The organism is Clostridium hydrogenum (genome assembly GCF_021432385.1).
Taxonomy (GTDB): Bacteria; Bacillota; Clostridia; order Clostridiales; family Clostridiaceae; genus Clostridium_S; species Clostridium_S hydrogenum.
The window spans coordinates 655,140-668,915 of sequence record NZ_JAEACT010000003.1 but is presented as its reverse complement, the minus strand read 5'-3'; the positions used below and the strand labels follow the sequence as shown (position 1 = coordinate 668,915).

Below are 13,776 nucleotides of genomic sequence, written 5' to 3'. Positions count from 1 at the left end.
AGATTTATTAATTTTATTTAATATCCTGCAATACACTTACTTCACATTAATTGTTCCTTATATAATAATTCAGCGGTCAATAAAGCGCCACCAGCGGCACCACGAATAGCGTTGTGTGAAAGACCTACAAATTTGTAATCAAAAATTGAGTCTTCTCTGAGTCTTCCAATGCTTATACCCATGCCTTTTTCGAGGTCCCTGTCAAGCTTTGGTTGAGGTCTAAACTCATCTTCAAAATAAGTTATGAACTGTTCTGGAGCTGTTGGAAGCTTTAAAAGTTGGGGCTTTCCGTTGAAATTTTTAAAGTGTTCCAGTATTTCTTCTTTTGAAGGTTTTTTTTCAAAAGAAACAAATACAGCAGCAAGGTGCCCATCAGCAACAGCGACTCTAATACATTGAGATGTTATTACAGGGTTTGTAGCTGAAATGATTTTATCACCTTCTATATGTCCCCATACCTTTAGTGGTTCGTCTTCACTTTTTTGTTCCTCACCAGGTATATAAGGAATAGTATTGTCTAATATGTCAGGAAATTCATTAAAGGTTTTTCCACTACCAGATATTGCTTGGTAAGTACAAACTAATATTTTTGTTGGTTTAAATTCGAGAAGTGCGCTTATAGCCGGAACATAGCTTTGAATTGAGCAGTTTGGTTTTGCAACTATAAAGCCGCGCTTTGTTCCTAATCTTTCTTTTTGTTTTTCTATTATTTGTAGATGATCAGCATTTATTTCTGGTATAATAACAGGTACATCTGGAGTGAATCTATTTGCTGAATTATTTGATATTACAGGCACTTCATGTTTTGCATAGGATTCTTCAATTTTTTTTATTTCATCCTTATCCATATTTACAGCACAAAATACAAAATCAACTTGACTGCATATTTCATCTATATTATAAATGTCTCTCACAACTAAATTTTTTATATATTCGGGCATTGGTATGTTTAATTTCCATCTGTCTTTAACTGTTTCGTAATAAGTTTTTCCAGCAGAGCGTTTACTAGCGGCAACACATTTTACTTGAAAAAATGGGTGATTATTAAGTAGTGTTACAAATCTTTGACCAACAAGACCGGTGGCACCTAATATACCAACCTTTAATTTCTTATTCATTTAAAATCCCTCCGATTTACGATTCTGAAATAAATTACAATTTGTAGAGCAGAGTACAAAGTACAAAGTACAGAGTACAAAGAAGGATGATTTGCCTTTCGTTTTACTCAGGCAAATCTTAAACTTAAATGGTGCCAGCTTCGCTGAGCGCCATGTATGGCGCAATTGCGCAGCAATAAAAAATAAGTTTTCAGATTTTTCGTAGTGCTAACGGAGAAAAATCGTCCTTCATTGTACTTTGTACTCTGTACTTTGTACTTTGGCTTCTCCTCGATAAATTGTAATTTAACAGAATGAACTTTTTACTTGAAGTTTTAATTTTTCAAGTAGCTCTTACATATCTTATGATACGAAAAAGTTTAATATTTTATTACAATAAAATTAATTGATGTTTATAGAAAATGTGAATAAAATATTGAAAAAATATTTCAAAAATATGAAAAAATATTTCGAAAATACTTTAAATACTACAAAAAATGCTATAATATAAAATTATATATATAATTTAATAGACAATGCACAATGAAAGTTGGTTTTACCATAAGTTGCAAAATCTAAAAGAAATATAAAATTAAAGATTTATCTTCCTTAATTGCAAATTGAGAACTGTGTATTGATTTTAGGGGTGATGTTTTGGATAAAATAACTATGCTTGGGAATGGAGCCGCAATGGTAACAAAGTGCTATAATACATGCTTTACTATTTCAAATTCAAAAGAGCATTTTCTTGTTGATACTGGTGGTGGCAATACAATACTTGCTAATCTTGAAAAGAAAAATATAAAAATAGAGAATATACATAATGTTTTTATTTCTCATGCACACAATGATCACATAACCGGAATTGTTTGGATTATAAGAGCAGTTTGCCAGAAGATTATTAATGGCAAGTATGATGAAAACTTATACATATATAGTCACAAAGATAATCTGGATATTATCAGAACCATAAGTAATTTACTGTTACAAAATAAATTTACAAAGTACATTGATAATAGAGTAATACTTGTTCCTATTGAAAATGGAAGCGTTTTAAATATTCTTGACTGGAATATTAAATTTTTTGATATAAAAAGTACAAAACTTCTTCAGTATGGCTTCAAAATAATACTTAAAAATAGTAGAGTATTAACATTTTTAGGAGACGAGCCTTATAATGAAAGTTTATTTGAGGATACTAATAATGCTGATTATATTATGCATGAAGCTTTCTGTTTATATTCCGAAAAAGATAAATTTAAACCTTATGAAAAACATCATTCTACAGTAAAAGATGCTTGTACTAATGCAGCAAGGCTTAATGTAAAGAATATAATATTAATTCATACTCAAGATAATAATCTAGATAAAAGAAAAGAATTATATGCAGAAGAGGGAAAAGAGTATTTTAAGGGGAATATTATAGTGCCAAATGATCTTGAAGAAATTATTCTTTAATAAAGTATAAGTGATATAGGGGTTACTGACGTAGATATTAATGCATATATGTTTCAAAATCCTATGTTTAAGATATTATGAGACATGTATAAATTAAGTTTTTGTGTGATAACCCTTTAATTAAGGAGAAAAAATGGATGAGTATATAGTAAAAAAAGTATTAAATAATAATGTTGTTATAGCACAAAAAGAAGAAAATGAATATGTTTTAGTTGGTAAAGCAATAGGGTTTAATTCTAAAAAAGGTACAAATATTCCAAAGGAAAAAGTTGAAGGAATATTTATAAAACAATCATCGGAAAATAATAAATTTGAAAATGTTCTTAAAAGTGTTGACAGCGAAATAATAGGAATAACTGAAGAAATTATTGCCATGTGTGAAAAGGAACTTAAATTAAAATTTAATGAAACTATACACATTTCCCTTATGGATCACATAAATTTTGCATTTAGAAGAATTGAGCAGAAGGTTAAAATAGAAAACCCATTTTTAAATGAACTTTCGGCATTATATCCTAAGGAATATCGACTGGCAGAAAAGGCACTAGATATGATAAATAGTAGATTTGAAACTCAACTTCCAATGGATGAAATAGGTTTTATCTGCATGCATATTAATGCAGCAATAAAGCAAGAGGGAGTTACAGATACATTAGCTTATACTAAAAAGATTGGTCAAATAATGGAGTTAATATCAAAGCTGTTAAAAAAGAAGTTAGATAAAGAATCATTGGCATATGCTAGAACTATTACTCATATAAATTTTGTTGTAGAAAGAGTATTGGATAAAAAAACAATTAAAAATGAATTGCTTGACAACATAAAAAAAGAATTATACAATGAGTATGATTTGGCAATTAAAGTTGCTATGAGAATTGAAAATCTTTTTTCTATAAAAATTCCTGAAGATGAAATTGGGTACCTTGCACTTCATCTCAGTAGACTTAAGGAAATATAAAAGTAGTGTTACTATTAAATTAGGCATGAGCTTTGATTGTAATTATTTTAATTATAATCAGGTCCGTGCCTTGTTTTTTGGACTTTTATGAATGGCTATGTTTTAAAAGAATGTTGATATGAGCTTATGACATTAATGGACTCTAAGAATTGCTCGTTTATAATTTGCTACCCATTTAGATGCATCGTCCTGATGCCTAAATGGCTTTGACCGTCCTAGTCAAAATTACGCAAATTATAAACGAGCAATCCTAAGATTCCATAAAAGTCAACACATCACATCAACATTCTTTTAAAAATAGCTAAACTTACTAAAGGAAGCTATGTTTTAAATAAGTGTGAAAATCAACACTTATTTAAAACATAGCCTTATGAATAAAAAAACATATTCATGGAAACATATGATAAGTATTAAACTTAGGAGGAATAGTATGGGAAAGAAAATTTTTGCGGTACTTCAGAGGGTTGGTAAATCACTTATGCTTCCAGTATCTGTTTTGCCAGCAGCGGGAATACTCCTTAGACTTGGTCAGGCAGACCTTCTAAATATTCCTTACGTTGCAGAAGCAGGCAATGCTATTTTTACTAACCTTCCAATGATTTTTGCAGTTGGTGTTGCTATAGGCTTTTCAGGTGGAGAGGCTGTGGCAGCACTTGCAGCTGTAGTTGGAGAATTGATTTTAGAGGGAATTGAAAATTTAGCAAGTACAACAGCAGCAACAGCGCAAGCTCAGGCGGCAGCAGCAGCACAGCACATGACACTTACAGCTTTTAAAGCTACTCAAGATTACAGTAACATAGTTACTAGAACCACAGTAAATATGAGTGTATTTGGAGGAATTATAATAGGTTTAGCAGCAGCACTTTTATATAATAAATTCCATGACATTAAAGTGCCGCAGGTACTTGGTTTCTTTGGAGGAAAGAGATTTGTTCCAATAATTACATCTGTAGCAGCAGTTATTATTGCAATTATTGGAGTTAATGTATGGCTTCCAGTTCAAGGTTGGATAAATGATTTTGCAAGTTTTGCAAGTGCATCAGCATTAGGACCAGCAATGTATGCGGCAGGAAAGAGACTTTTGATACCATTAGGATTGCATCATATTTATTATCCAGTATTCTTATATGAATTTGGTCATTATGTTTCCAACGGTGTAACTTACATTGGTGATACAGCAAGATACTTCCATGGAGATCCTACTGCAGGACACTTTATGGCATCTGAATATCCAATTTTAATGTTTGGACTTCCAGGAGCAGCTTTGGCTATGATTGCAACAGCTAAAAAGGAAAAGAGAAAACAAGTAGCAGGTATGATGATTTCAGCTGCTTTTGTAGCTTTTGTAACAGGTATAACGGAACCAATTGAATTCTCGTTCATATTTGTTGCACCTGTTTTATTTGTATTCCATGTAGCAGCAGCATTTCTAGCAGGTCTTGTTACAAGTTGGCTTAATATAAGGCTAGGTTATACTTTTTCGGCATCCTTTATCGACTATGTACTAGGCTTTAAATATGCTGGTAACCCATGGCTTATATGGCCAGTAGGACTTGCGTTTTTCGCGCTTTATTTTGTAGTATTCTACTTTTCTATTATAGCATTAAATATAAAAACTCCTGGAAGAGAAGATGATGATGGAGAAGGTATAAAAGCTATAAATGTTAAGGGAAGTAAAAAAGCTGCAAAAGTTCTTGAAGCTATAGGTGGAAAAGATAATATAAGGGGTTTAGATGCCTGTATTACTAGACTTAGACTTAATCTAAATGACACATCTGCCGTAGACGGAAAAACATTAAGAGCACTTGGAGCAGCAGGTATTATGACGTCAGGTGATAGTGTTCAGGTTGTTTTTGGAACAGAGGCTGAAAAAATTAAAGATGATATAAAAGCAATTATTACAAGTGGTGGGATAATTGATACTTCAGATGATGAAGAAGAAGTACCAGAATTACAAAAGAATGTTGTTGGTGGTTCATATAAAATTTTAAGTCCTGTAGATGGAGAGGTAATACCGATAGAAAAAGTACCAGATGAAGTATTTTCTCAAAAGGCACTTGGAGATGGTTTCGCAGTAATACCTACTGGAGAAGAAATAGTTGCACCAGCAGACGGAGAAATAACAGTATTTTTCCCAACAAAGCATGCTTTTGCAATTACTACAAATGAAGGTTTAGAGATTTTAGTTCACATTGGTATTGATACGGTTGAGTTAAATGGAGAAGGATTTACTACTCATGCATCTCAAGGAGATAAAGTAAAAAAAGGCGATAAGATAGTAACAATGGATTCTAAACTAATAACCGAGAGAGGTAAAAAAACAATTACTATAGTTGTCATTACTAATATAGATGCTGTAGATGAAATTAAAGTTAAACAAGGAAAAACATCAAAAGGGAAAAGAGCTGCTTATGTTAAAATTAATGCGAAATAACTAAACCAAAGTATAAAGTACAAAGTACAGAGTACAAAGAAGGATGATTTGCCTTCCTTGCGTCAGGTAAATCTTAAACTTAAATGTTGTCAGCTTCGCTGAGCACCACTTGTGGTGCGATTGCGTAAGCAATCAAAAAATAAGTTTTAAGATTTTCTGTAGCAAAGCGGAAGAAAATCATCCTTCACTGTACTCTGTACTTTGTACTCTGAATAATATTTTTTTATATTACTAAAAAATATTATTCAGTACCTTGCAATATACACTACTGAGTGATATAGTATAGTTATGGAAAATAAATCAGGAGGAGTAATTACATGAATACGCAGCTAAAAAAAGGAATATTGGAACTTTGTGTATTAGCAGTATTAGATAAAAAAGATTGCTATGGATATGAACTGGTAAATGAAATATCAAAAGATATAGAGATTTCTGATGGAACTATTTATCCTATTTTAAGGCGACTTAATAAAGAAGGATATTTTACGACGTATCTACAAGAATCTACAGAAGGACCGCCAAGAAAATATTATAAGCTAACTGATCTTGGAAAAGAAACTAGGGAAAAATTAACACAAGAATGGGAAACTTTCGTTGAAAGGGTTAATAATATTTTAAAGGAGGCGGATTCAAATGACTAAGAGAGAATTTTTAAATGCGTTAAACTACTATCTTTCAGGTTTTAAAAAGGAAGAAAGAGATGAAATATTATATGATTATGAAGAACATTTTAGAATAGGTATGGAAAGTGGAAAAACAGAGGAGGATCTTATTAAAGAACTTGGAAATCCAAAGAATATAGCTAATCAGTATAAAAATTCAAGTGAGGGTGAGGTAAATAATACCCAAGATAATTCAAGTAGATCAATTGGAGGTTCTATACTAATATTAATTGCGTTAGCACTTTTTAATCTTATATTTATCATAGGACCATACCTTGGAATAGTAGGTGCATTGATTGGAATGTGCGTTGGGGCTATAGCTGTGGCAATATCAGGAGTTGCAGTAGCGTTTTGTACTATATTAAGGTCAATGTTTCCTGCAAATGTTAATATACCAAAGGGTATACCAGATATATCAGTTATATTCTTAGGTATTGGAACAACTGCATTAGGAATTTTATTTTGCATAGGTATGTTTTATGTTATAAAGTTTTTTATTAAACTTACAGTCAAATATGTTAAGTGGAATATAAAAACGATTAAGGGGGAGTAAGCTCATTATGAATTTTAAAGATAACTTTAATATAAAAAAAATTGTAATGTGTCTAGTTGGAATAATGCTAATAGCCTATGGCATAGCAGCTATAACTTTTTTTACTTTTGGAAAATTTTCATTTGAAGAGGCCAAAAGTAATTATAACAAGTTTGGAGCACATGGTATTTTTCATCTAAGTAGTCATGATTATAATTATCATGATAGTAAAACTATGCAGCTTGATGGAATAGATGAAATATCAATTGATTTATCTGCTGGAAATGTAAAATTTAATAATGAAGGTACAAATGCAATTAAAGTTAAAGTAGACGGAACAATAACTTCAAGTTCAAGCACAAAACCACAACTTAAGTGTTATAAGCAAGGAGGAATCCTATATATAGAGTTAATTAGAGATCATGGAATAATTTTTGGAGACTATAGCCAAAATATAGATGTTAATATAAGTCTCCCAACAGCATATAGAAATAATATGAAAATAGTTTCTTCGGCTGGGGATGTAGATATAAGCGGATATGAGTTTAAAGCTTTGAATTGTAAACTTAGTGCTGGAAGCTTGGTGATGAATAATATGTCGGCAGATAAATTCACATATAAAAATTATGCTGGTGATTTAAAAGCAGACAATTTAAAAACTAAAAGTTCAGAAGTAAGGGCTTCAGCAGGTAAAATTCAAATTACAGGATTTACTGGTGATATAGAAGGGAATAATTCAGCCGGTGATACAGATATTCAATATAATAAATTTAATAATAATATTGATTTAACAGCTACAGCTGGGCAAATTGAACTTACACTTCCTAAAGATTCAAAATTTAAATTAGATGCAGCGGCTTCTGTTGGAAGTATAGAAAGCAATTTTTCTGGTATAAATGTAAGTGGTGAAATTAGTAAGTCTGCATCTGGGGAAATTGGAAAAAGTAATAATATTATTAAGCTAAAAAATACAGCAGGAAATATAAAAATAAATAATTGACAAGGTGCATTTTCTAAACTATAATGAAATTATCAATATTGTTATTAATATACAAAAATGTTATAACAATAAAATATTTGATGAGACTAATTTAATTGATTTGAATTAGGCGAAAGGAGTGTTTTTTAATGAAAAAGATATTATTTGAGGTGACTTTACAATAATTTAATATCGGGTCAAGACTTTCTTTGACCAACATTTAAATAACCCTTTTGCCCTTAAGTTTCGTTATATATTTATTTATGTTTAATAGAGAAAATATTTAATAAAGCCTGCAAAAAAAGATACTAATACGCACTACAAAAATACGGTATGCTTATTTATGCAGATAAAGATAAACCACTTGAACAGAAAAATTATAAATGACAAATGTATTCTTATAATAATTTAAAGTTCGTAATGAACATTGTTGTCAGGATAAACTGGGATTTTTAATTTTCAATTTTCAAGTTGTATATCTATAAGATTAAATATTTTACGTTTAACGCACGGTAAAGATTTATTTACCGTGCATTTTTATGCCCTAAAATACAAATTAGAGTAGAAAGTACAGTGAAGAATGAGGCTGTCGCAATAAGCTTATTTAATACATAACTTAAAATTATTGCGAACTAACTTAATTAATTCACAATTCACAGTTCACAATGCACAATGAAGGAGGATTTGCCTTCCTTTCGTCAGGTAAATCTTAAATTTAAATGTTATAAGCTTCGCTTAGCACCATATGGTGCTATTGCGAAAGCAATAAAAAAAATTAAATTTAAGATTTTCTGTAGCAAAGCGAAAGAAAATCATCCTTCATTGTGAATTGTGCATCGTGAATTGTGAATTGATTTAATTCGTAATATTTAAGATTTGTGTATAAAATAATTTTTTGTGCGACAGCCCATTTGAAGCTAAGAAATTAAGAGCATTGGGGTTGGAACTGGTATATATATATTATAATTTGGAGGACACAGATGGATTTAAACAAATATGGTTTTAACGATTACTTTAAAAATGAATTTAAACAATTTGAAGAAAAAGGTATGCAGCCTGCAAGAGTGGCTATGGAAGAGAAAGGAATGTATAAGCTTTATACTGAAGTAGGCGAAGTAACAGCCAAGGTTTCTGGAAAATTTCAATATGAAGCAATATCTAATGAAGATTTTCCAGCAGTTGGTGATTTTGTTGCAGTAAGCATAAGGAAAAATGAAATGGAGGCAACAATTCATGCTGTTTTAAAGAGAAAAAGTTGCTTTACAAGAAAGAAAAATGTAGCAGTAGATTTCGAGGCACAGATATTTGCAGCAAATTTTGATTATGTATTCATAGTTACATCACTTAATCATAATTTTAATTTGCGAAGGATAGAAAGATATTTAACAATGGTATGGAATACAGGTGGAATACCTGTTTTAATACTTAGTAAAGCTGATTTATGTGATAATCTTTCTGAAAGGCTTGAAGAGGTTCAAGAGATAGCTATGGGGGTTTCGGTACATGCGATAAGCTCATTTGAGGGAATTGGAATTGGTGAAATCTCTAGATATCTTACGGAGGGTAAAACAGCAGTTGTAGTTGGCTCTTCAGGTGTTGGAAAATCAACACTTTTAAATAAATTAGCTGGCGAAGAACTTATGGAAACAAGTGAAATACGTGAAAATGATTCAAGGGGAAGGCATACGACAACTCATAGAGAGCTTTTTATTGTACCTTCAGGCGGAATTATAATAGATACGCCAGGAACACGCTTAATTGGAATATGGGATGCGGATACTGGAGTAGATGAAGCTTTTCAGGATATAGAGGAATTTGCAAAAAAGTGTAAGTTTAGTAATTGCGAGCATAAGGATGAACCTGGTTGCGCTGTTAGAAGGGCAATTGAAGAAGGAACTATTGATGAGAAAAGGCTTGAAAGTTATTTGAAATTAAAAAAAGAAACTAGGTTTATGGAGGCTAAGCAAAAAAGGATAATTAGAATTCAGCAAAAAAATTCGGCTAAGAGTAAAGGTAAGGGATACAAGAGAGATAAACGAGTGAATTACGGATACTGATACTTAAAAATTGCAAAACTTTATTCAGAGTACAACTGACAGAGTACAGAGTACAGTTAAGGATGATTTACCTTTCCTTACGTCAGGTAAATCTTAAATTTATATGTTGTTCAGCTCCGCTGAACAACATTGATAATATAGCGATTGCGTAAGCAATCAAGAATAAGTTATAAGATTTTCTGTAGCAAAGATTATTAATATACAAAGTTTTATTGTACTACTATTGACAGTGCATCTACTAAGTTAAAGAACCTACATGGGCTTACGCCCAAACAATGTCATCAACTTAAGAAAAAAATTTGGATTTTATAAAAATCCAAATTTTTTTTATTTTTAAATATATTTTTATATGTTATATTTAAAGCAAAAAGGAGCTTCTTCTGATGGTAAAAAAACTTGAGAGAATTATGCTAAGCTTTAAAGAAATAAAAACAGGAGAAACTAAGAAAATAGGTCAGTTAAAAAAACAAGCATTTACGAGAAATAGAAAACTAAATTTTGAGGATTTAATGAAATATATCATATGCAGGAAAGGATTAACTACAACTATGGAAATTAATAATTATTATAAAAGTATTGGTAAGAAAGAAGATGCTGTTACAAAACAGGCATTCTGCAAACAAAGATTAAACTTAAATCCAGAAGTATTTATTTATTTAAATAAAAACCATATTAAGCGTGTATATGATGATCCTAATTATAAATTGTATAAAGGTTATATAATAACTGCCATTGATGGTACTGTGTTAGAAATACCGAACACAGAAGAACTGAGGCAAACCTATGGATATTTAAACCCCAATAAAGAGGATGTAAGAAAAATGGCTCGTGCTAGGGCATCTGGTATTTATGACATTGAAAATAATATAATGATTGATGCAATTATTGAAAAATATAAAACCTCTGAAAGAGTTTTAGCAGGAGCTAATATTTACAATGCATTAGAAACATTGGGATATGATAGAAAAATTATTACCGTTTTTGATAGAGGATATTTTTCTACAGAAATGTTAATGTTTTTATTAGAGTGTCCTATTAAATTTCTATTTAGACTTCAAGGAAATACTTTTAATAAGGAAAGAAATTCTATGCAAAGTGATGATGAAATTGTTCAATTTAAAACAAATGGTAATAGATTAGCTTATATATCAGATAAAGCTCTTAGGCAAAAGGCTTCTATGCTCAAAGAAGTTCCATTAAGAATGGTTAAGATCAAGCTAAATACAGGTGAATACGAATATTTGGTTACAAATATTCTAAAAGAAGAATTTAATACTGAAGAAATAGGTGTTTTGTATTCAAAACGTTGGGGGATTGAAACAGCTTATGACATAATTAAAAATAAGCTTCATATTGAAAATATTTCAGGTAAAAAAACAATAATAGTTGAACAGGATTTTTATGCTCAAATGTTGTTATTTAACTTGATTCAGGATTTGAAAAATGATGCTAACTATATTGTAGATGAAAGCAAAAATAAAGAAGGAAAATTAAAATATTGCTATAAGGTCAATATGAATATATTAGTCGGCAAATTTAGAGAATATATAATTAAGATGGTTATAGAAGAGGACACGGCAAAACAAGAAGCTATGCAAACAGATATGATGAATGAAATTACAAAAAATTTAGTTCCAATTAGACCTGGAAGAAGTAATCCTCATATAAAATATAAAGGTAGAAATAGGTATATGCAAAATCATAAACCTAATAGCTAAAAAACAAGAAAACAATATGTAAAAATAATCCATTTAATTTAAACAACTAAATGGACTATTTGTGTTGTAATCTTTTAATAAAATAATCTTTTAATGAAATTTCATATTACTTCAATTTGTTGTAAGCTTCCTTAAGTTGATGACATTGTACGCCCAAACCCCTAGCAAGTGTATCCTTCACTGTACTCTGTACTTTGGCTTCTTGCCCTCTAAAATTTATCTTCACGTAATAAGTATTCATTTCCATCTTGATCTTTGAAGGAGAACATTTTGCCATATGGCATATTCATGATTTCACCGACTTCAACACCATTTGATTTCAGTTTATCATACGTATTTTCAATATCAGTAGTACTTAGCATTATTGAAGGATGTAAAACATTAGCTGATGGATTTTGAGTTTTCATTAGATTTTTGTCGTATAAAATGAAGCTTGTAAATTCGTTTTCGTTTGGAGAAACTTCTAGCCAATTCATATTAGGGCCCATGGATTGTTCAAATTTAACTACAAAACCTAGTTTTTCAGTCCAAAATTTCTTAGCCTCTTCTTGATTGTTTACATATAGTGTTATTTTTCCAATTTTATTAATCATATTATAACCTCCTTAGTATTTATAAAATAGTATGCATAAAATGATATTTAAATATTACTAAAGATAAACCAATTGAAACTTCAAAATTAATTTGTATCAAAATGCCGTTTTCTGGGCATTATGATGCAAATTGATTTTGGTAGTTGAAATGGTTTATCTAAAGATATACCATTGTGAAACTTAAGATTTATTTGTACCAAAATGACGGTTTCTTGGCATTATGGTGCACATGAATTTTAATAGTTGAAATGGTTTATCTATATAAAGATAAAATGTTATAAAACGATAAAAATAATTAGACTATGCAAATAGTCAGATTATTTTTATGACGAAACTAACTCAAATATAAACTATATATGCACTATAATCCCTTAAAAATTGGTATTTTGGAGCATAAGTGGATTGAGTTTCGCAATATTATATCTTTAGAAGGAGAAATAAATTGAATAAAATTAATTATGTAACAAGCAGTATAGATATTAATGGTGTAACAAGCATTGAAAATTCGCAAGAAGCTAATAATAGTGAATTTACCGAAAAGTTAAATGAAAAAAGGAATAAGAGAAAAATTAACAATAAATATAATTTAAATCTTATAGATATTTCAAAGTATAATTTTTTTCAAATGCTTCAAAATAATATTATTATGGAAGAAAAAGTAATGAAGGATATGGACAATCCAATGACTATACTTATTATGGCATCAATGTTGAAAGCTAGGAAACTTAATGATAATGAAATTTAAACTTATAGCCTATATGCTATAATAAGGTATTAAAGTAGAGGAGGTACGTTTTGATGGGACCGTTAAGTAAGAACATAAAATTGTCGTATAAAGAATACCTAGAACTTAAGGAAAAAAGTGATAACATATTAGAATATATAGACGGCATAGTATATATGTCTCCATCACCTTCCACTAAACATCAAAGAATATCCAGTAAACTTCACGCGAAGCTATATAATTTTTTAGAGGGGAAAAGCTGTGAAGTGCTTCATGCTCCATTTGATATATTGTTAAAAAATAATTATATTGAAGGTGAAAAATTAGTAATACCTGATTTATCAATAATATGTGATAAAAGTGGTTTTGAAGATAATAAATATGTAGGCGTACCAAGCTTAATAATAGAAATATTGAGTCCATCAAATCAATCTCATGATTTGGTTACAAAATTGAACTTTATTGCGAATTAAGTATATTGCAGGATATTAAATAAAATTAATAAATCTAAGGTAAAAAACTTTATTTAAATCATCCTACAACATACTTAATTCACAATTCACA

Annotated in this window: 12 protein-coding genes; 10 read left to right on the top strand and 2 right to left on the bottom strand. The window is 30.1% G+C overall.

Annotated elements, in window-relative coordinates; all coding sequences use genetic code 11:
- Positions 1 to 41 precede the first annotated feature (41 nt).
- On the bottom strand, positions 42 to 1,118 hold the full coding sequence (gene asd / locus CUEA01_RS16270; RefSeq protein ID WP_234122742.1) for an aspartate-semialdehyde dehydrogenase: 1,077 nt from the start codon (positions 1,116 to 1,118) through the stop codon (positions 42 to 44).
- 633 nt (positions 1,119 to 1,751) lie between these two features.
- Here asd and CUEA01_RS16265 point away from each other — a divergent pair.
- From CUEA01_RS16265 to CUEA01_RS16230, 8 genes are all read left to right on the top strand, one after another.
- On the top strand, positions 1,752 to 2,555 hold the full coding sequence (locus tag CUEA01_RS16265) for an MBL fold metallo-hydrolase (protein ID WP_234122741.1): 804 nt from the start codon (positions 1,752 to 1,754) through the stop codon (positions 2,553 to 2,555).
- Positions 2,556 to 2,688: 133 nt separating this feature from the next.
- On the top strand, positions 2,689 to 3,513 hold the full coding sequence (locus CUEA01_RS16260; RefSeq protein WP_234122740.1) for a PRD domain-containing protein: 825 nt from the start codon (positions 2,689 to 2,691) through the stop codon (positions 3,511 to 3,513).
- Positions 3,514 to 3,943: 430 nt separating this feature from the next.
- Entirely contained in the window at positions 3,944 to 5,947 is a 2,004-nt protein-coding gene (locus CUEA01_RS16255) for a glucose PTS transporter subunit IIA (RefSeq protein ID WP_234122739.1), read from the top strand.
- A gap of 317 nt (positions 5,948 to 6,264) precedes the next feature.
- Positions 6,265 to 6,588, top strand: a complete 324-nt coding sequence (locus CUEA01_RS16250) for a PadR family transcriptional regulator (protein ID WP_234122738.1) — start codon at positions 6,265 to 6,267, stop codon at positions 6,586 to 6,588.
- Positions 6,581 to 7,162: an HAAS signaling domain-containing protein gene (locus CUEA01_RS16245; protein WP_234122736.1), complete on the top strand. Its 582-nt coding sequence runs from the start codon at positions 6,581 to 6,583 to the stop codon at positions 7,160 to 7,162. Before CUEA01_RS16250 ends, CUEA01_RS16245 begins: the two co-directional genes overlap by 8 nt.
- A 7-nt stretch (positions 7,163 to 7,169) precedes the next feature.
- Positions 7,170 to 8,141 carry a DUF4097 family beta strand repeat-containing protein gene (locus tag CUEA01_RS16240; protein WP_234122735.1) on the top strand — a complete coding sequence of 324 codons (972 nt, stop codon included), beginning with the start codon at positions 7,170 to 7,172 and terminating at the stop codon, positions 8,139 to 8,141.
- A gap of 959 nt (positions 8,142 to 9,100) precedes the next feature.
- Complete coding sequence (gene rsgA, locus CUEA01_RS16235) at positions 9,101 to 10,177, top strand: ribosome small subunit-dependent GTPase A (protein WP_234122734.1); 1,077 nt, start codon at positions 9,101 to 9,103, stop codon at positions 10,175 to 10,177.
- A 383-nt stretch (positions 10,178 to 10,560) separates the two neighbouring features.
- On the top strand, positions 10,561 to 11,895 hold the full coding sequence (locus CUEA01_RS16230; protein ID WP_234122733.1) for an IS4 family transposase: 1,335 nt from the start codon (positions 10,561 to 10,563) through the stop codon (positions 11,893 to 11,895).
- 209 nt (positions 11,896 to 12,104) lie between these two features.
- Here CUEA01_RS16230 and CUEA01_RS16225 read toward each other — a convergent pair whose 3' ends face one another.
- On the bottom strand, positions 12,105 to 12,488 hold the full coding sequence (locus tag CUEA01_RS16225; protein ID WP_234122732.1) for a VOC family protein: 384 nt from the start codon (positions 12,486 to 12,488) through the stop codon (positions 12,105 to 12,107).
- 442 nt (positions 12,489 to 12,930) lie between these two features.
- Between CUEA01_RS16225 and CUEA01_RS16220 the strand changes: the two genes are divergently transcribed.
- Together CUEA01_RS16220 and CUEA01_RS16215 are read left to right on the top strand one after the other, a co-directional pair.
- Complete coding sequence (locus CUEA01_RS16220; protein ID WP_234122730.1) at positions 12,931 to 13,233, top strand: hypothetical protein; 303 nt, start codon at positions 12,931 to 12,933, stop codon at positions 13,231 to 13,233.
- A 53-nt stretch (positions 13,234 to 13,286) separates the two neighbouring features.
- Positions 13,287 to 13,685, top strand: coding sequence for a Uma2 family endonuclease (locus tag CUEA01_RS16215; protein ID WP_234122729.1), 399 nt, complete (start codon positions 13,287 to 13,289; stop codon positions 13,683 to 13,685).
- Positions 13,686 to 13,776: the final 91 nt, after the last annotated feature.

What these genes read in the sequence shown, in the direction of transcription:
- CUEA01_RS16260 (WP_234122740.1), top strand. Translation starts at nt 2,689, where the DNA reads ATGGATGAGTATATAGTAAAAAAAGTATTAAATAATAATGTTGTTATA.
- rsgA (WP_234122734.1), top strand. Translation starts at nt 9,101, where the DNA reads ATGGATTTAAACAAATATGGTTTTAACGATTACTTTAAAAATGAATTT.
- CUEA01_RS16225 (WP_234122732.1), bottom strand. Translation starts at nt 12,488, where the DNA reads ATGATTAATAAAATTGGAAAAATAACACTATATGTAAACAATCAAGAA.
- CUEA01_RS16230 (WP_234122733.1), top strand. Translation starts at nt 10,561, where the DNA reads ATGGTAAAAAAACTTGAGAGAATTATGCTAAGCTTTAAAGAAATAAAA.
- CUEA01_RS16245 (WP_234122736.1), top strand. Translation starts at nt 6,581, where the DNA reads ATGACTAAGAGAGAATTTTTAAATGCGTTAAACTACTATCTTTCAGGT.
- CUEA01_RS16240 (WP_234122735.1), top strand. Translation starts at nt 7,170, where the DNA reads ATGAATTTTAAAGATAACTTTAATATAAAAAAAATTGTAATGTGTCTA.
- CUEA01_RS16255 (WP_234122739.1), top strand. Translation starts at nt 3,944, where the DNA reads ATGGGAAAGAAAATTTTTGCGGTACTTCAGAGGGTTGGTAAATCACTT.
- asd (WP_234122742.1), bottom strand. Translation starts at nt 1,118, where the DNA reads ATGAATAAGAAATTAAAGGTTGGTATATTAGGTGCCACCGGTCTTGTT.
- CUEA01_RS16215 (WP_234122729.1), top strand. Translation starts at nt 13,287, where the DNA reads ATGGGACCGTTAAGTAAGAACATAAAATTGTCGTATAAAGAATACCTA.
- CUEA01_RS16250 (WP_234122738.1), top strand. Translation starts at nt 6,265, where the DNA reads ATGAATACGCAGCTAAAAAAAGGAATATTGGAACTTTGTGTATTAGCA.